At 69.7% G+C, this 21,490-nt stretch carries 20 protein-coding genes; 6 read left to right on the forward strand and 14 right to left on the reverse strand.

Annotated features, from left to right (window positions below):
* Window positions 1–40: 40 nt before the first annotated feature.
* The 14 genes from QZ271_RS03385 to QZ271_RS03450 all read right to left on the reverse strand — a co-directional run bounded on the left by QZ271_RS03385 (window position 41) and on the right by QZ271_RS03450 (window position 13,247).
* Window positions 41–1,450, reverse strand: a complete 1,410-nt coding sequence (locus tag QZ271_RS03385; RefSeq protein ID WP_291428974.1) for a V-type ATP synthase subunit B — start codon at window positions 1,448–1,450, stop codon at window positions 41–43.
* Entirely contained in the window at window positions 1,447–3,195 is a 1,749-nt protein-coding gene (locus QZ271_RS03390; protein ID WP_291428976.1) for a V-type ATP synthase subunit A, read from the reverse strand. Before QZ271_RS03390 ends, QZ271_RS03385 begins: the two co-directional genes overlap by 4 nt.
* Window positions 3,196–3,313: 118 nt before the next feature.
* Window positions 3,314–3,658, reverse strand: a complete 345-nt coding sequence (locus tag QZ271_RS03395; protein WP_291428978.1) for a V-type ATP synthase subunit F — start codon at window positions 3,656–3,658, stop codon at window positions 3,314–3,316.
* Window positions 3,655–4,632, reverse strand: a complete 978-nt coding sequence (locus tag QZ271_RS03400) for a V-type ATPase subunit (RefSeq protein ID WP_291428979.1) — start codon at window positions 4,630–4,632, stop codon at window positions 3,655–3,657. Before QZ271_RS03400 ends, QZ271_RS03395 begins: the two co-directional genes overlap by 4 nt.
* A gap of 10 nt (window positions 4,633–4,642) precedes the next feature.
* Window positions 4,643–5,212, reverse strand: coding sequence for a V-type ATP synthase subunit E (locus tag QZ271_RS03405; protein WP_291428981.1), 570 nt, complete (start codon window positions 5,210–5,212; stop codon window positions 4,643–4,645).
* A 1-nt stretch (window position 5,213) separates the two neighbouring features.
* A complete protein-coding gene (locus tag QZ271_RS03410) occupies window positions 5,214–5,522 on the reverse strand; it encodes a V-type ATP synthase subunit K (protein ID WP_273990223.1) in 309 nt (102 codons plus the stop codon).
* An 18-nt stretch (window positions 5,523–5,540) separates the two neighbouring features.
* A complete protein-coding gene (locus QZ271_RS03415) occupies window positions 5,541–7,598 on the reverse strand; it encodes a V-type ATP synthase subunit I (RefSeq protein ID WP_291428985.1) in 2,058 nt (685 codons plus the stop codon).
* Window positions 7,595–7,912, reverse strand: a complete 318-nt coding sequence (locus tag QZ271_RS03420) for a V-type ATPase subunit subunit G family protein (RefSeq protein WP_291428987.1) — start codon at window positions 7,910–7,912, stop codon at window positions 7,595–7,597. The genes QZ271_RS03415 and QZ271_RS03420 overlap by 4 nt, the downstream gene beginning before the upstream one ends.
* A 599-nt stretch (window positions 7,913–8,511) precedes the next feature.
* Entirely contained in the window at window positions 8,512–9,846 is a 1,335-nt protein-coding gene (locus tag QZ271_RS03425) for an ammonium transporter (RefSeq protein WP_291428988.1), read from the reverse strand.
* A gap of 108 nt (window positions 9,847–9,954) precedes the next feature.
* Window positions 9,955–10,326, reverse strand: coding sequence for a P-II family nitrogen regulator (locus QZ271_RS03430; protein ID WP_291428990.1), 372 nt, complete (start codon window positions 10,324–10,326; stop codon window positions 9,955–9,957).
* Between the two features lie 256 nt (window positions 10,327–10,582).
* Window positions 10,583–11,140 (reverse strand): DUF4126 domain-containing protein, encoded by a 558-nt coding sequence (locus tag QZ271_RS03435; RefSeq protein ID WP_291428992.1) that lies wholly within the window; start codon window positions 11,138–11,140, stop codon window positions 10,583–10,585.
* 237 nt (window positions 11,141–11,377) lie between these two features.
* A complete protein-coding gene (gene pth / locus QZ271_RS03440; RefSeq protein ID WP_291428994.1) occupies window positions 11,378–12,055 on the reverse strand; it encodes an aminoacyl-tRNA hydrolase in 678 nt (225 codons plus the stop codon).
* Between the two features lie 10 nt (window positions 12,056–12,065).
* Entirely contained in the window at window positions 12,066–12,470 is a 405-nt protein-coding gene (locus QZ271_RS03445) for a hypothetical protein (RefSeq protein ID WP_291428996.1), read from the reverse strand.
* A gap of 27 nt (window positions 12,471–12,497) precedes the next feature.
* A complete protein-coding gene (locus tag QZ271_RS03450) occupies window positions 12,498–13,247 on the reverse strand; it encodes a HesA/MoeB/ThiF family protein (RefSeq protein WP_291429052.1) in 750 nt (249 codons plus the stop codon).
* Window positions 13,248–13,399: 152 nt separating this feature from the next.
* Between QZ271_RS03450 and QZ271_RS03455 the strand changes: the two genes are divergently transcribed.
* The 6 genes from QZ271_RS03455 (at window position 13,400) to QZ271_RS03480 (ending at window position 21,387) form a co-directional block, all read left to right on the forward strand.
* The gene (locus tag QZ271_RS03455; protein ID WP_291428999.1) at window positions 13,400–13,984 is read left to right on the forward strand and encodes a glycerol-3-phosphate acyltransferase; all 585 of its coding nucleotides are present in this window, start codon (window positions 13,400–13,402) and stop codon (window positions 13,982–13,984) included.
* Entirely contained in the window at window positions 13,981–16,158 is a 2,178-nt protein-coding gene (locus QZ271_RS03460) for a hypothetical protein (RefSeq protein WP_291429001.1), read from the forward strand. The genes QZ271_RS03455 and QZ271_RS03460 overlap by 4 nt, the downstream gene beginning before the upstream one ends.
* 73 nt (window positions 16,159–16,231) lie before the next feature.
* Entirely contained in the window at window positions 16,232–16,798 is a 567-nt protein-coding gene (locus QZ271_RS03465) for a UbiX family flavin prenyltransferase (RefSeq protein ID WP_291429002.1), read from the forward strand.
* 10 nt (window positions 16,799–16,808) lie between these two features.
* Window positions 16,809–17,471, forward strand: coding sequence for a 2-C-methyl-D-erythritol 4-phosphate cytidylyltransferase (ispD, locus tag QZ271_RS03470; RefSeq protein ID WP_291429004.1), 663 nt, complete (start codon window positions 16,809–16,811; stop codon window positions 17,469–17,471).
* An 8-nt stretch (window positions 17,472–17,479) separates the two neighbouring features.
* Complete coding sequence (locus tag QZ271_RS03475) at window positions 17,480–18,334, forward strand: 4-(cytidine 5'-diphospho)-2-C-methyl-D-erythritol kinase (protein ID WP_291429006.1); 855 nt, start codon at window positions 17,480–17,482, stop codon at window positions 18,332–18,334.
* 587 nt (window positions 18,335–18,921) lie between these two features.
* Complete coding sequence (locus tag QZ271_RS03480; RefSeq protein WP_291429008.1) at window positions 18,922–21,387, forward strand: penicillin acylase family protein; 2,466 nt, start codon at window positions 18,922–18,924, stop codon at window positions 21,385–21,387.
* The last annotated feature ends 103 nt before the right edge of the window (window positions 21,388–21,490 follow it).

The following is a 21,490-nucleotide window of genomic DNA, read 5'->3' on the forward strand; positions in this document are numbered from 1 at the left end:
GTTCCGGGCCCCCTAGGCCCGGACGCCTTCCGTCAGGGGGTCACATGCGGTTGCCTTTCCACATTTCGTCCATCTTGGTGCCGTAGTACTTGTCGATGGAGTCCTTGCCGAGGCGGGTCAGCTGGCTCTGGGGCAGTTTGCTCAGGATGCCCCAGGCGACGGTGAGGCTGTCGTCGATGGAGCGGTCCTGGTTGCCCTGGCCGATGAAGTAGTTCTCGAAGTCGTCCGCGAAGCGCAGGAACAGCTTGTCGGTTTCGCTCAGGGCGTCTTCACCGGTGATGGCGACCAGTTTGCGCAGGTCCAGGCCGTTGGCGTACGCGGCGAACAGCTGGTCTGAGACGTTCTTGTGGTCGGCGCGGGTCTTGCCCTTGCCGATGCCGTTGCCCTGAAGGCGGGACAGGCTGGGTAGCGGGTTGATCGGGGGGAACACGCCTTTGGCGTTCAGCGCGCGGTCCACCACGATCTGACCTTCGGTGATGTAGCCGGTCAGGTCGGGGATGGGGTGCGTGATGTCGTCGTCGGGCATGGACAGAATCGGAATCTGCGTCACCGAGCCGGGTTTGCCCTGCACCACGCCGGCGCGTTCGTACAGGCTCGCAAGGTCGGTGTACATGTACCCGGGGAAGCCACGGCGACCGGGGATTTCCTCGCGGGCGCCGCCGATTTCACGGAGGGCCTCGCAGTAGTTCGTCAGGTCGGTCAGGATCACCAGCACGTGGTAGCCGTGCTCGAAGGCCAGGTACTCGGCGGTGGTCAGGGCCATGCGGGGGGTCAGCAGTCGTTCCACGGCGGGATCGTCGGCCTTGTTCAGGAACAGCACGCTGCGGGCCAGGGCGCCGGTCCGTTCGAATTCCTGCGTGAAGAACGACACTTCGCGCTGGGTCAGGCCCATCGCGGCGAACACGACGGCAAAGTCACCCTCGTGGCCGGGCACCTTGGCCTGACGGGCGATCTGGGCGGCCAGTTCGTTGTGCGGCAGACCCGAGCCCGAGAAGATCGGGAGTTTCTGACCACGGATCAGGCTGGTGTTCACGTCGATGGTGCTGATGCCGGTCTGGATGAACTCCTCGGGCTTGGCGCGCGCGGCGGGGTTCATGGCTTGACCGTTGATGCTCAGTCGCTTCTCGGCGATCACTTCGGGCAGCCCGTCGATGGGGCGGCCCAGGCCGTCGAAGCGGCGGCCGATCATTTCCTTGCTGACGCCCAGGCGGGCCACGTCTTCGACGAGGCTGACGCTGGCGGTCGCGAGGTCCAGACCACGGGTTTCTTCGAACACCTGGATCACGGCGTTCTGGTCACTCACGGAGATGACCTGACCGCCGCGCAGTTTGCCGGTGGCGTCTTTGATGTTCACGATGGCGCCGTACGCGAGGTCCGAGGCTGCGTTCACGAACAGCAGCGGCCCGGAGATGTACGCGACGTCGTTGTATTCCTTCTGGAGAAGGGTCACGCTTTCACTCCCTTGAAGGTGGTGTCGAGCTCGCCCAGCACGTCGTCACGGTACGCGGCGAAGTCACCTTCGGCGGTGTAGCGGGCGCGGGCGAGTTTCTCGATGACGGGGCTCTGGACGATCTCGTCGATGGTCGCGCCGTCCTTGAGGGCCAGTTCGGCCTGGTCGTAGAACTTCAGGAACATCTTCATCAGACCGTAGTTCTTGGGCATGCTGGCGCTGGCGTCAACGGGATCGAAGCCGTTCTGCTGCAGGAAATCCTGGCGCAGCATGCGGCCCGCCTCGATGATCAGGCGTTCGTTGTCTTGCAGGGCGTCGGGGCCGACGAGCTGCACGACTTCCTGCAGCGCCGCTTCCTGTTGCAGCAGGTTGCCGATGCGCTGGCGCAGTTCCGGAAAGTCCTCGCCGACGTTGGCGCGGTACCAGGAGTCCAGGATGGGCGTGAACAGGCTGTAAGAGCCGTTCCAGTTGATGGCGGGGAAGTGACGGCGGCGGGCGAGGCCGGCGTCCAGTCGCCAGAAGGCCCCCGTGATTCGCAGGGTGGCCTGCGTGACGGGTTCACTCATGTCACCGCCGGCGGGGCTGACCGCGCCGATCACGCTGACCGCGCCGTCGTCGCCCGCGAGGGTCTTGACGGCCCCGGCACGCTCGTAGAACGCGGCGAGCTTGGCGCCCAGGTAGGGCGGGTAGCCTTCCTCGGCGGGCATTTCTTCCAGGCGCGAAGAAATTTCGCGCAGCGCCTCGGCCCAGCGGCTCGTGGAGTCGGCCATCAGGGACACGGAGTAGCCCTGGTCGCGGAAGTACTCGGCCAGCGTGATGCCGGTGTAGACGCTCGCTTCACGGGCGGCCACGGGCATGTTGCTGGTGTTGGCGATCAGGATGGTGCGGTGCATGAGGGGACCGCCGGTCTTGGGGTCTTCGAGTTCCGGGAACTCGACCAGCACGTCCGTCATCTCGTTGCCGCGCTCGCCGCAACCGACGTACACCACGATGTCGGCGTTGCCGTACTTCGCCACGCTCTGCTGCGTCACGGTCTTGCCCGAACCGAAGGGACCGGGGATCGCGGCCGCGCCTCCCATCACCAGGGGGAACATGACGTCCAGGATGCGCATCCCGGTCAGGAACGGCAGGCTGGGGTCGAGTTTCTTGGCGACGGGGCGGGCGGCGCGCACGGGCCAGTAGTGCGCCATGCGCAGTTCCGTGCCGTCCTCGAGCCTGGCGATGGTGTCGTCGATGGTGTACTCACCGGCGGGCGCGATCCACGAGAGCTTGCCGCTCTTGTCGGGGGGCGTCAGGACCTTGTGCGTGAAGCTGAACTCCGGCACGGTCCCCAGGATGGCGCTGCCGCCGACGGTGTCGCCGACCTGCGCGGCGGGCGTGAAGCTCCACTTCTTGGTGCGGTCCAGGGAAGAGACCTCGATGCCGCGCGCAATGAAGTCGCCCGAAGCCTCGCGGATCTTGTCCAGGGGACGCTGAATGCCGTCGTAGATGCCGTTCAGCATGCCCGGCCCGAGCTCGACGCTCAGGGGGAGGCCGGTGGTGGCCACGGGCTCACCCACGGTCAGGCCGCTGGTGTCCTCGTACACCTGCACGAAGGCGGTGTTGCCGTCGAGGCGGATGATCTCGCCCACGAGGCGTTCGGTGCCCACGCGCACAATGTCGTACATTTTCGCGCCGTACATGCCGTCAGCGATGACGGCCGGTCCGGCGATGCTCTGCACGACGCCAGTCTTGTTCTGCGTCATTTGGTACTCCTTGGAAGAGGGGGCCGGTTGATGGTAGAAAGTTGATGGAAAGAGATAGAAACACTTCGGTTAGAACTGGTTTTTACCATTATCCATCGACCATCTGCCATCAACCCCCTCACAGTTTGATATCGAAGCCGATGGTGTCGCGCACCAGTTTGCCCATGTAGGCCTTGGCATCGACGGTGTCCGGGTTGAACGCGTCGCGCAGGCTGGGGATGGGCAGCAGGATCGGCAGGTCGCGGCCCCGCATGACGCGGGCGGTGGCGGTGGCCGGGTCGGGGATCAGGCCGGTATCCACGGCGATCAGGCCGTAGGTGCCGCTGATGATCACGCGTTCCAGTTCTGCCACGGCCGTCTCGGGGGTCGCCTCGATCACCTCGGCGCCCGCGAGGCGGTAGCCGGTGGCGGTCTCGGCGTCACTGAGAACGGCGACGCGCTGGGTGGAGGTGCCTCTGGTCATGCCTGGACCTCGCGGCGGATCTGGTCGGTGGGCAGGTCGTAGAACTTGCCTCGGCCGATCAGGCGCAGTTTGGCGATCTCGATTTCCTTGCGGCGCAGGAAGTCGAGGATGATGCCCACGCCGTCGGGGTCACCGGCCGCGATGCTGCGCGCGGCGGTGTCCAGGGCGACGCGGGCGGCGACCTCTGCGTCTTCGAGGGTGGGGGCTTCTAGGATCGCGGCGACGTCGCTCAGGCCGCCTGCGTCCCCGGCGGCGAGGCGGGCATACCCGGCCGCGTCGAGTTTCCCGCCGGCCACGAACAGGGTCGGGTCGAGGGGCCGTCCGGCGCTGGAGCGGGCGATCAGGGCGTTGGTCACGTCGATCTCGCGGCTGAGGTAGCGGCGCAGGCTGGTGTTGCGTGCCACGCTCAGGGCGTAGCGGTAGTAGCCCTGGTCAAGCGCGATTTCGAGGTCCAGCAGGCGGTTGCTGCTGGCGTAGGCCTGCGCGCCGGTACGCATCGCGGCCGCGAGCGGGTGTCCGCTCAGGGCGATGGCAGCGGCGGCGCTGGGCAGGTCGCTGCTCTGCGCGGCGGTCTGCAGGGCGCTGGCCTTGATGGTGCCGCCGGGGATCAGGCTGGCGCTGATGGTTTCAGCGCCGCGGCCTCCGGCGACGCCGCGCGCCACGGTCTTGAGGTTCACGAGGTCCCACTTCATCAGCAGGGCCTGAATCTCGCGTTTGGCGTCACCGTCGGCGAAGCCCAGGACTTTCTGGGTGGTGTCGAACAGGTTGCGGCTCAGGGCCTGGTCCAGTTCGCTCAGTCCGGCGGTTTCGGTGGTGGTGGCGCGCAGGTTCGCGGCGAGGTCGGTTTCGCTCAGGACCCGCAGGAACTCCTGGTAGCTGCCCGCGGCGAGCGCCGAGTCAAGCGAGCGTCCGTCGAGCAGCTTGGTCCGCATGATGCGGACGCGCGTGTTGATGTAAGCGTAGTCGTCGGGCATGCGGACTTCCTTACTCGGCCAGCAGTCGGCTGATCTGCGGCGCGAGTTCGCCGCGCACGCGTTCGAGCCTGCCGGTGAGGGTGTTCTGGATGCTGGACTTGCCGCCGGGGCCGACCAGTCGGACGCCGGTCTTGACCTGCTCGTTGACGCGCAGTTCAAGGGTGCGGCCCAGCTGGGCCAGGGCCTGACGGACGGCGTCGTGCTCGCTGAGCGCCGACTCGACCGCCTCGGCGTTCGGGAGGACCTGCAGGCCCTCAGCGATCAGTTTCGCCAGGATCTGCGGGTACTCGGGCGAGGTGACCGAGGAGTGCAGGTACTGCTCGGAGACCTTGAAGGCCTGAACCTGCAGGCTGTCCGAGGAGGTCAGGCGCTGGGCGTTGCCTTCGAGGTCGGCGGCGCTGCGCGCACGGACCAGTCCGGCCTGACGGGCCGTTTCCAGTTGTCGGGTCCGGCTGTCCAGGAGGGCCTGGGCGCGTTCGCGGGCGTCGGCGACGATCTGCTCGGCGCGGGCCTGTGCGTCGGCGCGCAGGCGCTCGATTTCCGCCTGGGCTTCGTTTTCGAGGAGCTTGTCGAGCGCCATATCAGTTCAGGATGAACAGCGCAAGGAAGCCGAAGATGACCAGGGTTTCGGGCAGCAGGAAGTACAGCAGCAGGCTGCCGGCCTTGCTGGGGTCCTCGGCGACGGCGCCGACGAGGCTGGAGCCGATGCGGGCCTGGGCGATGCCGGTGCCGATGGCGCCGAGGCCGAGGGCCAGGCCGGCGCCGATGGCGCGCAGACCCTGGTACATGTTGTCGGAGTTACCGGCGGCGGCGCCGGCTTCCTGGGCCAGACCGCTGGTGGCGAGGGCGAGGACGAGGGAAGCGACGACGATCTTGTTGTACTTGGTCATGGTGAACACTCCTGAAAGTTATTTAACCGGCCCCTGGGCGGGGCTGAGGCGGCGAAGGGGGTTGTAACGGGGGCTGGATTCAGCGTTGAAACCGGTCGGGTTGAGGAACTCGACCATGTGAAGACGCAGGGGTTGCAGGATGTGACCGATCAGGGTGAGGGCCAGCACGAAGAAGTGCAGGACGATGCCCAGGATCACGCCGATCAGGATACCGATTAAGCCCAGCGTTTCGCCGAGGCTCCAGCCGAGGTCGGTGCAGAGTTTCGCCAGGATGGCGGACACCAGGCCGACCGCGAAGATACGGGCGTAACTGACGACCGCGCCGCCCTGCGAGAGCAGTTCGACCGGCAGCAGCGGGTAGTGCTTGATGACGCGCAGCCAGCCGATGATGAACGCGGCGAACCCGGCGTACATGACCAGCACGCGCACGTCACTGAAGTTCGTGAAGGCGCTGAAGTCCTTCCCGGCTTTGGTGGCGAAGGCCAGCATGATCAGGGCCAGCACGCCGCCGAACAGCGCGATGCCTTCCCAGGTGTGGGTGCTGTCCTTGTGCTTGATGCCCTGCTGGATGCGGATCGCCCAGGCCCACAGGACCTGCAGAATGCCGAAGCACAGCGCGAACACCAGCGCGACGTTGCTGAAGTAGGCGGTTTCCAGGCGGGGGAACACGATCGGGATCACGCCGTAGTGTTTGACGCCTTCCTCGATGGGGTAGGTCACGCCGGTCCAGCTCCAGAGGCTGTTGAGCAGCTCCGGGTTGATGTAGAAGAAGTGCATGTGCTCCAGCAGGGTGCCGAAGAACTCGCCGGTCAGGAAGCCCCACAGGATGGTCCAGGCGGCCATGACGTTCGTCACGAAGCCCAGGTCCTTGAGGGTGGCGGGCGGCACGAACGCGCCGAAGAAGCTGAGGTTCCAGCCTTCGTTGCGCCGGGCCTTGCCGAGCAGCCACATGCCGAACGCCAGGAACATCAGGCCGTAGCCGATGTCGGCCATGATGATCCCGAAGAACAGCGGGAAGAACAGCGCGACGACCCAGGTGGGGTCGAAGGTGCCGTACTTCGGCAGGGTCATCAGGCCCATGACGGTCTGGAAGGGCTGCACGTACCCGTTGTTCTTCAGTTCGACCGGGACCAGCGTGTCGTGGTGTTCGTCCACGGCGTGCAGTTCGTAGCTGACGGCGTCACCGAAGGTACCGAGCGCCGCCTGAAGGGCGGGCACGCGGTCTTCGGGCACGTAGCCCTGCATGGCGAGGCTGTACTTGCCGCGGGCGGACACGGCGCGCACGTCGTGAATGGCGACCCAGTCTTTCAGGGCGTCACGCAGGGCGTACAGCGCGGGGGTGTGCGTCTGGGCCAGCCGGTCGCGTTCGGCGTTCAGTTCGCGCTGGCGGCTCTCGCCACTCTGCTTGATCTGCGTCATGGCGCTGGCGGCCTCACTGAGGCTCAGACGGTCAAAACGGCCGGGCAGGCGCAGTTCGCCGAGGCGGACTTTGCCCAGCGCGGCGCGCGCGGCGTCACGTTCGGTGCGGAGGGCGGCGATCAGTCCCACGCGGTTCTGGCCGACCGTATCGGTGGCCAGGGCGTGGCGGTCACGCAGGGTTTCGTTCAGCGCGGCTTCCAGTTCGGCGACGTTATCGGTCGGCTGAAGCAAGAAGGGCACGGTGCTGACGCGGCGGCTGCTGTCCAGGCCACCGGCCAGTTTGGCCAGGGCGCGGACGGCGTCGCCGTAGGCGGCTTCGGCGTCCAGGTCAGCCTGGAGTTCCTGACGCTGACGGGCAAGCGCGGCCACGGGAAGCGCGGCCTGCTCGATGGTGTCAGCCCAGGTGTTCTGGGCGGGCAGCGGCGCGGGCGCGGGGCGGTAGCTGCCCAGTTCCGCCAGTGTGCTCTCCACGCGGGCGAGCAGGCGCTCGTCCTCGCGGCGGCTCTGGGCGTCTGTTCCGGCCAGGGTCCCGGTGTTCAGTGGACCGCCCGTGATGGGCTTGAGGTGCAGCACCCCGGCATTCTGCAGGGCCGCAATGACGGCTTCGCTGTCGCGTTTGCGCGTGGCGATCACGACCTGCTGCATGGGGTTGATCACGGAAGCACCGCCCTCATGATGGTGTCCACGGCCTGGCCCAGCTTGGCCTCGGCGCGCGTGCGCGTCGCGTCGGCCTGCTGCTGGGCGCCGGCACTGGCCTGAGCGCGAATCTGCTCGACTTCTGCGGCAAGCTGCTGCTCTTGCTCGGCCTGCATGGCCTTGGCACGGGCTTCAGCTTCGCGGAGGATGCCGGAAGCTTCCGCCTCGGCTGCCGCGACCATCGCCTGCGCCTGGGTGCGCGCGGCTTCGATCTGCCCGTCCAGGGCCGCTTCACGGCTGGCCAGTTCACTTAAGACTCGACTTGAGACGTCCAAAACTCACTCCTCCTTTGCCTTCGTGACTCAAGCACCCCGGTCAAGGCGCCCCATGAACGTCATGAGGTGTGGCGGGGGTGCGGTGAGTTTTTCGGTGGCCCGACCCGTTGTGATAATTGCGTCAGACTCGTACTCAATCTTAACACAGCCTTCTCACCGCTCTGGGGGGTCAAGCGTCCCTGTTGGCCTGGATGTGCTGCGTCAGCCCGGCTGTGGCACCCCGGCGCCGCGTCCGGATGATACGGATTCCGCTCCATTCCACCACAGTCGGAAGGGCGCCGCCTGCGGCTCCATACCGCCCAATCCGTGTGCTGTTCCCACTCGCATCCGCTCGGATTGATTCGGAAATACGCCGAATCAATCGGAACCCATATGAGACCGGGCGGCGGGAGGAATCAGACGGATTCCGGTTCAACGGTTGTGCAGCCCCTTCAACCCGAGTCCATAGCAGAGGGCCGGCCCCTGGGGATGCGGTCAGGGGCCGGCCAAACGTGGAGTGTCTGAATTGTCAGGGCGGGCCGGGTCGGAACTCCGGACGGGACCCGCGTGGAGGGTTCAGCAGGTGCAGCGGGAACGGGCAGGCGGCACTGGAAGCTGGATCAGTCGCCGCCGACGAACACCGGCGCACCCAGGCCCGTCTCGCTGTCGGAGTAGCCCTGCTCGCTGTGGGCGCTGATGTCGATACCGGCAATTTCCTGACTGACCGGGACGCGCAGCGGCATGACCAGTCCCACCAGCTTCAGCAGGATGAAGGTGCCCAGGCCGGTCCACACGATGGCGGCCAGCACGCCGAGCAACTGGATGAGCATCTGCTCGCCCCAGGGCTTGCCGCTACCGGTGGTGAAGGCCAGCGCGCCGGTCAGAACGGCTCCTACGATGCCAGCCACCCCGTGGCAGGCGAACACGTCGAGGGCGTCGTCGGCCTTCATGCGGTTTTTCATCTGCACGACGGCGAAGCTCGCGGCGGCGCCCAGCACGCCCACGATCACCGAGGCGGCGGGGCTGACAAAAGCGCAGGCGGGCGTGATGGCGACCAGACCCACGACCAGCCCAGTCGCGGCGCCAACGGCGGTGGGTTTGCCGTTCCGCACGCTTTCCAGGGCCAGCCAGGTCAGCATGGCGGCGGCCGGAGCGATCAGCGTGGTCATGAAGGCCAGCGCGGCCGTCTGGTTGGCGGCCAGGGCGCTGCCGGCGTTAAAGCCCATCCAGCCGAACCACAGCAGGCCGGCACCCAGCAGCACGAAGGGAACATTGTGGGGAACGTGCGCGGTTTTGGGGAACCCGATGCGGGCGCCCAGTACCGAGGCGGCCACCAGGCCACTGACACCGGCGGCAATGTGAATCACGGTGCCGCCCGCAAAGTCCAGCGCGCCCATCTTGAACAGCCAGCCGTCCGCGTTCCAGACCCAGTGCGCCAGCGGCGCGTAGATCAGCAGGCTCCACAGGCCGGCGAACAGCACGAAGGCCCCGAAGCGCATGCGCTCGATGACGGCCCCACTGATCAGGGCGACGGCAATGATGGCGAACATGGCCTGGAAGGCCGCGAAGATGTACGAGGGAATCGTGCCGGTCAGCTGCCCCGCCAGGCCGCTAAAGCCCGCGTTGGACAGCCCGCTGAAGTAGGCGTTTCCGCCGGGCGCAAAGGCGATCGAGTAGCCGCCGAGCATCCACAGCACGCCGATCAGGCCGATGCACACGACGCTCATCATCATGGTGTTCAGAACGCTCTGGGTGCGGCTCAGGCCCCCGTAGAAGAACGCAAGGCCGGGCGTCATCAGCAGGACCATGGCCGAGGCGACGATCATCCAGGCGGTGTCGCCGGTATCCAGTTTGGGCGCCTCGGTCTGCGCGAGGGCCGCGCCGCCCAGCGTGACTGCCAGGGGCAGCAGCGCACCCAGGCGGGCGCGGGGAGTTCGGGTGGGGGTGGTCAGCATGGTCACTCTCCTTGGAGGGGCCTGAAGTCGGGAGATCCGGAAGGGGGGGGGAGGCGGGCCAGGCCGGGTTGAGTCGGGCCAGACTGGGCCGGGTTAGACCGGGTTGGGTCAGCCCGGGGCCAGGCGGGTTTCGGTGACGGGCGTCAGGGCCGCCGCGCCCTCCTCGCCCGTGCGGATGCGGACCACGCGGTCCAGGGTCTGCACGAAGATCTTGCCGTCGCCGACCTCGCCGGTTCGGGCGCCCTTGCAGATGGCCTCGATGGCGATCTGCACGAAGGGTTCGCTGACAGCCATGCGGACCTCGACCTTGTCGCGGAACTCGACCATGACGCGCGTGCCCCGGTAATGCTCCACGACTTCCTGCTCGCCGCCGTGACCGCTGACGCGGGAGAGCGTGATGCCGCTGATCCCAGCCTGGAACAGCGCTTCTTTGACCTGCTGGACCCTCTCGGGCCTGATGACAGCCGTGACCAGTTTCATGGCGTCTCCTTCTTTCAGCTCAATTTGCAGTAATTGCATCCCTGCATAGCCCGAGCTTAGAGACACATGTGCAGAATGTCAAAATCCCTTTGACAATTTGGCTAGATTCGCCCGGACGGATTGCAGCATACTTTCTCAAATCGGCTTTCTGCCGGGGCATACGGATTCCGCTCCATACCGCGCAGGGGCATAGGTTGGTTCTACGCGCATCCGCTCGGATTGATTTGGAACTGCAGCGAATCAATCGGAATCCGTATTACCCCAACCGGTGGGGTCTCAGCCGCGTCCAGAAGCGCACGGCCAGCACGGCCACCACGGCCAGCAGCACGGCTCCCAGCACCGGCACGAACACAGCCAGCACACTGAGCAGGACACTCGCGCCGTCCTCAATACTGCTGACGACCGGGTTCCCCAGGCCACCGGTCGTGGCGGTTGCCACCGGGCGCACCGCCGTGCGTGTGGCATGCACGCCGCCCGCCACGAGCAGGCCCAGCGCCATGCTCAGGGCCGGGGGCACGTCGGCCACGCCGGACTGCGAGGCGAACAGCACCGCGCCGGCCGCCGTGTTCACCACGCCGCCCAGCAGGTGCAGCGCGTGATCCACACCCGGAATCTTGTCGCCCACGAAATCCAGCAGGCCCAGCACGCCTACGCCCACGAGCACCCAGGTATTGCCCAGCAGGTCAAAGGGTTCGTTCAGGCCCAGCACCCCGAAACGGGACAGCAGGCCCACCAGCAGCAGCGGCACGAAGGCGTTCAGGCCCGCCGCGCCCGACAGGCCCAGCGAGGACAGCAGACCGGAGAACAGTTCCATACGCCCTACAGTACGCGCCGCTGTGAGGCACCGTTCCAACCCTCCCCCGGCCGGGGACTCCACCGGAGGCCGCGAAGACCAGACGGAGAACGTTCGAGCAGCCGGGCAGGAGAAAGGCCAGGGGAGGCGGGCCGACCGCTTACCTGCGCTGACACCAGCCCGCCCACCCCGGCGCGCAGGTCTGTCTCGTTCACGGCCTCCACCACGCTATGGATGGAACGGGCGCGGCGGCCTTCCCTACCCTTCTTCCGGGCTCTCTGCGGGGCTGCCCGCATGTCCCGCCGGTTGATCGGATGCAGGGTGCGCGGATGCAGGGGGCGGGGGTGGGGGCGGCGGGCGTAGGTCGGTGCCGTTGAACTGCCCCTGCGCCTCCGCCAGCCCGGACGCCGCCCAGACCCCGACAGCGTTCGCGCCCAGCCGCACCAGTTCACTCAGGTCGTTCTTCTCCTCGTCCCGCCAGCGGCTCAGCACCCAGTCCGGCACCGCCCAGCCCACCGGGGGACGCGAGATGCCGATCTTCAGGCGCGCGAACGCTTCGTGCCCCAGCAGCCGGATGATGTCCCGCAGGCCGTTCTGACCGCCGTGACGCCCGCCCATGCGGAGCTTCAGCAACCCGAATGGACTGTCCAGGTCGTCCTGCACGACCAGCAGGTCCGCGCCGTCCAGCTTGTAGAACGACATCAGCGGCGCGACGGCCTTGCCCGAGGCGTTCATGAACGTCAGCGGTTTGATCAGCAGCACCTTCTCGCCCGCCCCCGGCCCCAGGCGCACCTCGGCCACCTCGGCGTCCTTGCCTTCTTTACGCCACGTGACCCCGGCGCGGCGCGCGACCTCCTCGACGACCAGCCAGCCCACGTTGTGCCGCGTCTGCGCGTACCCGACGCCCGGATTACCCAGGCCCACCACCAGTTTCACGGGCCGGTCCTCAGGCTTCCAGGCTGTGCAGGATCTCGCGCCACTTCGCCTCGGTCTCGCGGACACGCAGGTCCGTGCGGGCGCGGGCGTACCCGGCCCGGAACTCCGCGAAGCGCGTGTCGGTCTCGGCGAACAGCAGCCCCAGCGCCTGACGGATGTCGGTCACGTTCCGTTCCGTCAGGGTCGTGTCCTTGGCGTCCAGCACCTCGTCAAGCGTGGCCATCAGGCCCGACAGGGGCCGCAGCCACTGGAACTGCGGGTGGTTCATCACCAGCGAGTACAGCTCGAACGGCCCCCCTACCGGGCCGTTCAGGAACTCGTAATCACGTTTCGTGAAGTCCAGCAGCGCGGCGTGAAAATGCCGCAGGGCCGGAACCAGGGCCGCGAGTTTCGCGCGGACAGCAGCGTCAGTCATGCAGTCAGGGTAGCAGGGGCGCCCGGATCAGCCGCCCATCTCCCCCCCGGCCGGACCGGTGGGAGGCCGCAGGTTCAGGGTGCGGGTGCGGGCACTCAGGGCGTCGAAGGTCCACAATCGGCCGCGCAGCGGCTCACCTACCCCGCCCAGCACCTTCAGGGCTTCCAGAGCCATCAGGTTCCCCACCACGGCCGGGACCGGGCCGATCACGCCCGCCTCGTCGCAGGACAGGTCGTCGCCCGGCTCCGGGAACAGCTGCCGCAAGCCCAGGTGCGGGCCGAACACGCTGACCATGCCGCTGGTGCCGCTGGCCGCGCCCCACACCCACTCGCGGCCCAGCGCGGCGCAGGTATCCGCGATCAGGTAGCGCGTCCCGAAGTTGTCGGTGGCGTCGATGATCAGGTCCGCCTGCGCCAGCAGCGCCTGCACGTTGGCAGCGTTCAGGCGGGGCGCGGCCTGCACCGCCACGAAGGGGTTGATAGCCTGCGCGCGCGCCGCCGTGACGGCCGCCTTGGCGCGCCCCACGTCGCCCAGCGTGAACTGCGTCTGCCGGTGCAGGTTACTGAGGTCCACCGTGTCGTCGTCCGCGACGATCAGGCGGCCCACGCCCGCCCCGGCCAGCGCCAGGCAGACCGGGCCGCCCAGCCCGCCCGCCCCGACGACCAGCACCGAGGCCGCGCGCACGCGTTCCTGCGCCCCGGCGTCCAGCCACTCGGGCACGAGCAGTTGCCGGGAGTAGCGGCGCAACTCGGTTCGGGTCAGGCCAGACCCGGTCAGGCCACGGGCGGTCAGATCAGGGCCGATTAGATCAGGGCCGGGCGGGCGGGCGGGATCGGTCATCCGCCGAGTGTAGAACCCGGCACCGGTCTGCCGGTTAAGCAGCCGTACCGGTGCCGGTGCGGGGCGGCGCGCCGTAGAATGCCGCGCGTATGCCCGCCCTGATCCTGCTGTCCTCCTACCTGCTGGGTTCGCTGGTGTCGGGCGTGCTGTACTCCCGCGCTCGCGGCGCGGACATCCGCGGGCGTGACCTGCCCGGCGGGAGCGGCACGTACCGGCAGTACGGCGCGGCGGCGGCGGCGCTGGTGACGGGCGGTGACATCCTGAAGGGCGTGCTGGCGGCCCTGATCGCGCAGCACTGGGCTCCGGACCCCGGCGGGGCTGCGGACCTGGGCTGGCTGGCCGTGCTGGGCGTGGTGCTGGGCCACTGCTACCCGGTGTTCTTCCAGTTCCGGGGTGGGGCGGGCATCGCGCCGCTGCTGGGGGCGCTGGCGGTCCTGGCGCCGCTGACGCTGCTGGCCATGCTGGGTACGGCCGCGCTGGTCATTCCGGCGTACCGGGCGTGGGGGCAGCGGCGCGTGGGCCTGAACGCCGTGCCGTTCGCGGCAGCGGTGGCCGTACCGGTGGGACTGCTGGTGGCCGCGCGCTACGGGGGAGTGCCGGAACTGCTCGCAGGCGGGGCGGCCATGGCGGCGCGCAGCGTTCACCTGCTGCTGCGCCCGGCGGGGTCCGCGTGACCGTGCGGAGCGGCAGGGTCCGCGTGACCGTGCGGAGCGGCGGGGTGCGGCGCGGCCTGCGGAGCGCGCTGCTGGCGGGCCTGCTGGCCGCCGGGCTGACCGGGACGGCGCAGGCAACGGCCGTGCTGGAGGACCGCACGCTGCGCTCCGAGAACGGCGCGCAGCTGCTGTGGTCCCGCTCGTACCCGGACGCGCTGGGCGGCCTGTCCGGGCCGCTGGAAGTCGGGGAGACCGTGTACCTGGGCGTGGGGCCGGTGGTGTTCGCGTACAGCAGCGCCACGGGCGCGCCGCTGGGCCGCGCGGACCTGCCGGGACTGGTCACCTCGCTGGACGCCTCGGGGGGGGTGGTGCGCGTGACGACCCAACTGAGCGGCGTGAACGAACGCTTCACGCTGTCCGGCGAGACCGGCACCCTGAGTGTGCTCGAGCGCGTGGTGTTCCCGCCCGACGCGACCGTGACCGGCTGGCTGGCGCGCGCCGCCGACAGCGTTCCCCCGGCCGACGTGCAGGCGGCGGCCGCGCAGGACCCGCTCAATCCGTTCCTGGCGTTGCGGCAGGCGCAGGCCAGTCCGGGTGACCCCTACGCGGCCCTGAGTGCCGTGCGGCGCGCGCTGAATGTCAGCGTGCCGTTCCCGGCGTGGGTGCAACTGGCGGCCCGGCTGGACGGCGCGGGTTTCCCGTCGGCAGCGGACCTGGCACTGGACCGGGCGCGGCGGGACGCAGCGGCGCGCGGCGTGGACCCGGACATCCCGATCTCCCGGTCGGCACTCGGCGCGTTCGGGAATCCCAGTGGGTACGTGGGCACGCTGCTGGAACAGAACCGGCTGGCCCGCGCGGTCACCTGGATGTCCTACCTGCGCGAGCTGCACCCCCGCTTTCAGGGCGGCCCGGCGCTGTACGCCCGCTACGCGCAGATTCTGGATCAGCAGGGCCGCGAGGGTGAGGCCGAGGAGTGGCGGCAGTTCACGCGGTCCCTGCGCAGCGGCACGCTGTACAACCTGGGTCCCGAGGGCCTGAACAGCGTGCGCGGCGCGGCGCGCCTGACCGCGGCGGCGCTGCTCCTGACGCTCCTGGCAGCCCTGCTTACCGTGGCGGCCCGATCGTGGCCCGCCCAGCGGGAGGATACCCGCGCGCTGGGCGGCCGCTACCGCTCGTGGGTGCGCCACCCGCTGTCGCGGGCGCGGCGGGTGTTCGTGGCGTACGCGTCGCCCGGCGAGCGGCTGCTGCTGACCCTGCTGGGCGCGGCGCTGGTGGGCGCCGTGGGCGGCGTGCAGTGGGCCAATCAGGTCAGCGTGCAGCTCCAGTCCCCGGCGCTGTCCAGCGGCACGTACGGGGGCGGCTGGTGGAACGCGCAACTGGCGAACCTGACGCTGCGCCCCGGCCCGGACGCCGCGCTGCTGAGCGGGCTGGCCGCGCAGCTGGACGGCGACAACAGCCTGGCGCGCACGCTGTACACGCGGGCGCTGCCGGACGCCTGCGCCCGCAATAACCTGGGCGTGATCGCGCAGGTGCGCAGCGACGAACCGCAGGCGCGCAACCTGTACCGCGCGGCGCTGTCGGACAACCCGGACCTGAGTGCCGCGGCGTTCAACCTGGGCCTGAATCCGGGGTTGGCGTCCCTGGAGTTTCAGCGGACCAACCGTCCGGGCGAGCCGCGCCTGTGCTACCCGGACCAGCGCAGCGTGACGCGGGCCGTGACGGGCGACCTGAGCGTCACGCTGCGCGCGGCCCTGAGTGACCCGGCGGGCCTGCTGCGCAACCCGGCGGTGGGCACGGGGGTGTCGGTAGCGCTGCTGGCGTCGGCGGCCCTGACGGCGCTGCTGGCGCTGGCGCTGCTGCTGCCGCGCCCGGTCACGCCGCTGCGCCGCTCGCGCCCGCCCGGCTTCCGGCTGCTGGCCCTGGCGCTTCCCGGTGCGGGCGTGATGGACAGCCCCTGGGGCGGGGTGCTGCTGCTGGCGTGGGGCGGCGTGATCGCGGCGCTGGCCCACGTGACGGGGCTGGTGTTCTTCCCGAACCTGCCGCTCCTGGAGCAGGCGGGCTCGCAGACGGCGCTGCTGAGCGCCCTGATCCTGACGTACGTGCTGAATACCGTGACCTTCGTGACGGCCGAGGTGCGGCACGCGCGGCTGCTGCGGCGCGACAACCCGGACGCCGAGCCGCGCCCCACTCCCTGAAGCTTCATTCCGGGCGTGGTCGCCGGGTGCGGGCGTACAGCGCGCCCGGCGGCGGCCCTGCTAGGGTGCGCGCATGAAGCTGGTGGTCGGTGTTTCCGGTGGAAGCGGCATTCCGTACGCGCACGCGGTGCTGCGCGCCCTGCATGACCTGAACGTGGACTCGCACCTGATCGTGTCCAGCGGTGCCAAGCGGGTCATGACGGCCGAGGGCAGCGGGCCGCAACTGCCGGACCTGACGGCGCTGGCCCGGCACGTGCATGACGACCGGGATCTCGCGGCGGGCGTGGCGAGCGGGTCGTTCCGCACGGACGGCATGCTGATCGTGCCGTGCAGCGCGGGCACGCTGGCGAAAGTCGCGCACGGCTTCGCGGACAACCTGCTCGCGCGCGCGGCGCACGTGACCCTCAAGGAGCGCCGCCCGCTGGTGCTGGTGCTGCGCGAGGACCCGCTGCCGCGCCCGGCGCTGCTGAACATGCTGGCCGCGCACGACGCGGGCGCGACCGTCATGACGGCCAGCGCGGGCTTCTACCACGCGCCGCGCAGCGTGGAGGAACTGCTGCACTTCGTGACGGCGCGGGTCCTCGATCAGTTCGGGCTGGACGTGCCGGGCTTCCGGCGCTGGCGTGAGGACGGGGCATGAGGGGGGGTACGTGAGGGTCGCGGCGCTGATCCCGGCCGCCGGGTCCGGCACGCGCCTGGGCCTGGGCCCCAAGGCGTTCGTGCCGGTCGAGGGGCGCACGCTGCTGGGCCGCTCGGCCGCTGCGCTCGCGCCGCACGTGCACGAGGTCCTGATTGCCCTGCCAGCCGGTTTACACCTGCCGGGCGACGTGCCGGGCCGCGCCGTGGTGGGCGGCGACACGCGGCAGGCGAGCGTGCTGGCACTGCTGCGCGCCACGGACGCCGACGTGGTCGTGATTCACGACGCCGCGCGGCCCTTCCTGCCCGCGCGCGTGATCCGCGACCTGCTGGCCGCCGTGCAGGAGGTCGGGGCGGCCACCGCCGCGCTCCCCGTGGCCGACACGCTGGTACGGTCCAGCGAGGCGGGCGGCTGGGGCGCCCTGACCCCCCGCGAGGGCCTGTGGGCCGTACAGACCCCGCAGGCCTTCCGGCGCGCGGCCCTGATCGCCGCGCACGAGGCCGCGCTGGCCGACGCTCACGCCGCCACCGACGACGCGGGGCTGATCGCCCGCGCCGGGCAGCCCGTGGCCCTGGTGCCCGGCGACGCCCGCCTGCTGAAAGTCACCACGCCCGGCGACCTGCTGATCGCGCAGGCCCTGGCGCGGGTGTGGGACGGCGCGGGTATGGAATGCTGAGAGCCGACATGAGTCCCGCTGACCTCGCCCCGCTGCCCGCCACGTACTTCGCGCCCGCGAAGGTGAACCTGGGCCTGAGCGTGAGGGGCCTGCGCGCCGACGGCTACCATGAACTGCACTCCCTGATGGTTGCGCTGAACGTCGGGGATGACCTGGACATCGCCCCGGCCGACTCGTTGACCCTGAACGTGCAGGGCGCGGACCTCCCGACCGACGGGCGCAACCTGGTGTACCGCGCCGCCCGCGCGTACCTGGACGCCGCCGGTCACCCCGGCGGCGCCGCCATCACGCTGCATAAGCGCCTGCCGCTGGCGTCCGGGCTGGGTGGTGGCAGCAGCGACGCCGCGACCACCCTGATGGCCCTGGCGCGGCTGTACCCGGCCCGCGTGGACCTGCCTACCCTGGCCCTGAAACTCGGCGCGGACGTGCCGTTCTTCCTGCTGGGCAGCGCCGCCGTGGCGTCCGGCGTGGGCGAGATCCTGGAACCGCTGCCCGTGCCGCCCGTTCCGCTGGTGCTCGTGAACCCCGGCGTGGAGGTCGCCGCCCGCGACGCCTACGCCTGGCTGGACGCCGAGGAAGCCTTCACACCGGCCCTGGATACCGAGGCCATCCTGGACGCCCTGAGCGCAGGCCGTCCCGCGCCGTACCTGAACGCCCTGCAAGGCCCGGTCGCCGCCCGCCACGCGCCCATCCGTGAGGCCCTGAGCGCCCTGGAGACCGCCGGGCTGCACTCGGCCCTGATGAGCGGTTCGGGGAGCACCTGTTTCGCCCTGGCCCGCGACGACGCCCACGCGCACGACGCCGCGCACGCCCTGGCCCGGCAGTACCCGCACTGGTGGGTGCAGGCCACGCGCACGCTGTAATACGGCCTCCGATTGAATGGCTTGCAAGGCCACTGGGTCCGAGCGGATGCGAGGAGGAGAAACACGGGTTCCGGGCGTGGAGCTGACAGATCGGTGGTGTTCCGATCTGTCAGCACAAACGGCAGTTCGTGTTAGGGCGCTCCGGTCGCTGCGGCGCGTCTGCTGCGGTGGCGGGCCAGGTCGTACAGCGGGGCGCTGAGGAAGCACGGCCGCGCCGAGGCTGGACACGTCGGTCACGCCCGCCAGTTGCCACGCCGCGCCGCCCAGCACGGGCCTGGCGGCGTACCCGAGCGCCTCGACGGCCATGACGGCGCCCCACGCGGCAGCCTGCTGACCTTCGGGGAGGGTGCGGGCGACCAGTGTTCCAGCCGGTGATGAACGCGCCGTAGCCCAGGTCAACCAGGACGCCCAGCGGGAGCAGCAGGGCGCTCATGCGGGCGCGGTTTCCTGGGGGATACCGACTGCCGTCTCCAGTTCCCGACGGGGGGCCTTGCCGTGGAGCGTGGGCTATGCTGCCCGCATCGACAATCTCAGGACGCTGGGGTCGCCACCGGGCGCTCTGGCCGTCACCTTCAAGGAGGCTGAACATGGCGCAGCGGCAGGCAGACCGGGCAGGTCGGAGCGGAAAGAAGCGCAGGCGCTCCCCGTGGGTGGTGCTGGGCCAGGGGCTGCTGGGACTGGCGGCGCTGCTGCTCCTGGCAGGCGGGGGCGCGTTCGCGTGGCTGAAAAGTACCTCCGGGGCGCAGCGCAGCGGGGCCGTGACAGTCGCCGGCGTGTCAGGGCCAGTCACGGTCACGCGTGACGCCTGGGGCGTGCCGCACATTCGCGCCGCGACGGACACGGACGCCGTGTACGCGCTGGGCTTCGTGCACTGGCAGGACCGCGCGTGGCAGATGGACTTCCAGCGGCGCGTGGCGCAGGGCCGCCTGTCCGAGGTGCTGGGCGGGGCGGCGCTGGAACAGGACCGCTTTCTGCGCACCTGGGGGTTCGGGCGGGCGGCCGAGGCGGCCCTCCCGGCCCTGTCCGCGCAGTCCCGCGCACTGATCGGCGCATACACGGCGGGCGTGAACGCCGCACAGGCGCAGGGGAAGACTGCGCTGGAATTCCGGATTCTGGGCTACACGCCGCAACCCTGGCAGGACGTGGACAGCGTCTCCTGGAGCAAGCTGATGGCCTTCGACCTGGGCGGGAACTACGAGGAAGAAGTGCTGGGCGCGCAGGTGGTCCGCGCGCTCGGCGAGGACGGCTTGAATCAGGTGACGGCCCCGTACCCGGCGGACGGCCCGACCATCCTGAGCGCCGACGAGTTGACCGGGGGGGCACAGTCCCTGGCCGGGGGTGCACAGTCCCTGGCCGGCGCCGTCAGTGCAGGAACGGACGGGACACAGGTAGCTGTCCCGCAGAAGCGAGGGTTGCCGCAGGCGACCGTGCAGGCGCTACGCTCGCACCTGCTGGCCGCGCGGGCCCTGGGCATGCAGGCCGTGCCGGGCAAGGGCAGCAACGACTGGGTGATCGCCGGGAGCCGCACCGCGACCGGGAAACCCATCCTGGCGGACGACCCGCACCTGAGCCTGAGCGCGCCGATGTTGTGGTACCTCGCGGACGTACGCGGCGACCGCCTGCGGGCCATCGGGGCCAGCATTCCGGGCCTGCCGGCCATCGTGATCGGACGCAACGACCGCGTGGCGTGGGGCGTGACGAACGTGAACCCGGACGTGCAGGACCTGTACATCGAGCCCGAGGGCGCGCCCCTGACCAGCCGCCGCGAGGTCATCCGGGTCAAGGGCCAGCCGGACGTGACCCTCACAGTCCGCAGCAGCGCGCACGGACCGATCATCAGTGACGCCGGGGCGGGCGCCGTGGGGCCGCGCGTGGCGCTGAAGTGGACGGCCCTGCAAGGCGGCGACACGACCATGGACGCCTTCCTGGGCCTGAATTACGCGCAGAACTGGGCGCAGTTCACGGGCGCGCTGCGCTCATACGTGGCGCCCAGCCAGAACTTCGTGTACGCCGACGTGGACGGCAACACCGGGTACTACGCGCCGGGGCGTGTGCCCATCCGCCGTGGCTGGGACGGCAGCCTGCCCGTCAGTGGCGACGGGAGCCGCGAGTGGGAGGGCTTCATTCCCTTCGAGCAGTTGCCGCACACCCTGAACCCCGCCGACGGGCTGATCGTCACGGCCAACAATCAGGTGTTGCCCAGCCCCGACTCGCGCGCGCTGGGCAACGACCGCAACTGGGCCGAACCGTACCGCGCCCAGCGCATCACGGACCTGCTAGGCGCCAAGGCGAAACTGACCGTGCCGGACGTGCAGCGCGTACAACTGGACACCACCAGCCTCGTCTGGGCGGACCTGAGGGGGCCGCTGCTGTCCACCCGGCCCGGCAGCGACCGGGCGCGGCAGGCACTGGAGAAGCTGCGCGGCTGGGACGGCAACGAAACGACCGACAGCGTGCCCGCCACACTGTTCGAGGCGTGGCTGATGCAGTTGCAGGAGATGGCGCGCGACGAACTGGGCACCGATACCGTCATGAACAGCCTGTCCGTCCTGAATCAACTGCGCGGCGCGGACGGTCGCGGCGAACTGTGCGCCGTGAAGGGCCAGGGCGACTGCGCGGCCCTGCTGACCCGCACGCTGGACACCGCCCTAACCGACCTGCAAGGCCGCCTCGGACCGGACATGAACACCTGGACCTACGGGCGACTGCACACGGTCGCCAGTCACCACCGCGCCTTCGGGAACGTGCGGGCCCTGGCGTGGCTGTTCAACCACTCGGCGCCCACGCCCGGCGGAACGAACACCGTGAACGTCGGCCGGCCCGAACACGGCACCTTCCGGCAGACGCACGGCCCCAGTTACCGGCAGGTCGTGGACCTTGCCGACCCCAACCGCAGCGTGTTCATAGGCAGCCTGGGCCAGGACGGCAACCCGCTGGGCGCGCACGCCGCCGACCAGCAACCCCGCTGGATTGCCGGGGAGTACCTGCCCATGAGTACCGATCAGGCCGACTGGGGCCGCGTCAGCACCCTGACCCTGAATCCCAGACCCTGAATCCCTGAACCCCCTCTCAACGCGCCCCCGCCTTCCCGCGGCGTGGGCGTTTAGGGAAGGCGGGGGCGTGAAGAGGCCAGTGCGTTCATGAAAGACAGTTGCG

It is taken from the genome of Deinococcus sp. (genome assembly GCF_018260555.1).
In the GTDB taxonomy this organism is placed as follows: Bacteria; Deinococcota; Deinococci; order Deinococcales; family Deinococcaceae; genus Deinococcus.

What these genes read in the sequence shown, in the direction of transcription:
- QZ271_RS03390 (WP_291428976.1), bottom strand. Translation starts at nt 3,195, where the DNA reads ATGACGCAGAACAAGACTGGCGTCGTGCAGAGCATCGCCGGACCGGCC.
- QZ271_RS03395 (WP_291428978.1), bottom strand. Translation starts at nt 3,658, where the DNA reads ATGACCAGAGGCACCTCCACCCAGCGCGTCGCCGTTCTCAGTGACGCC.
- QZ271_RS03400 (WP_291428979.1), bottom strand. Translation starts at nt 4,632, where the DNA reads ATGCCCGACGACTACGCTTACATCAACACGCGCGTCCGCATCATGCGG.
- QZ271_RS03405 (WP_291428981.1), bottom strand. Translation starts at nt 5,212, where the DNA reads ATGGCGCTCGACAAGCTCCTCGAAAACGAAGCCCAGGCGGAAATCGAG.
- QZ271_RS03410 (WP_273990223.1), bottom strand. Translation starts at nt 5,522, where the DNA reads ATGACCAAGTACAACAAGATCGTCGTCGCTTCCCTCGTCCTCGCCCTC.
- QZ271_RS03425 (WP_291428988.1), bottom strand. Translation starts at nt 9,846, where the DNA reads ATGCTGACCACCCCCACCCGAACTCCCCGCGCCCGCCTGGGTGCGCTG.
- QZ271_RS03430 (WP_291428990.1), bottom strand. Translation starts at nt 10,326, where the DNA reads ATGAAACTGGTCACGGCTGTCATCAGGCCCGAGAGGGTCCAGCAGGTC.
- QZ271_RS03435 (WP_291428992.1), bottom strand. Translation starts at nt 11,140, where the DNA reads ATGGAACTGTTCTCCGGTCTGCTGTCCTCGCTGGGCCTGTCGGGCGCG.
- QZ271_RS03445 (WP_291428996.1), bottom strand. Translation starts at nt 12,470, where the DNA reads ATGACTGACGCTGCTGTCCGCGCGAAACTCGCGGCCCTGGTTCCGGCC.
- QZ271_RS03455 (WP_291428999.1), top strand. Translation starts at nt 13,400, where the DNA reads ATGCCCGCCCTGATCCTGCTGTCCTCCTACCTGCTGGGTTCGCTGGTG.
- QZ271_RS03465 (WP_291429002.1), top strand. Translation starts at nt 16,232, where the DNA reads ATGAAGCTGGTGGTCGGTGTTTCCGGTGGAAGCGGCATTCCGTACGCG.
- QZ271_RS03475 (WP_291429006.1), top strand. Translation starts at nt 17,480, where the DNA reads ATGAGTCCCGCTGACCTCGCCCCGCTGCCCGCCACGTACTTCGCGCCC.
- QZ271_RS03480 (WP_291429008.1), top strand. Translation starts at nt 18,922, where the DNA reads ATGGCGCAGCGGCAGGCAGACCGGGCAGGTCGGAGCGGAAAGAAGCGC.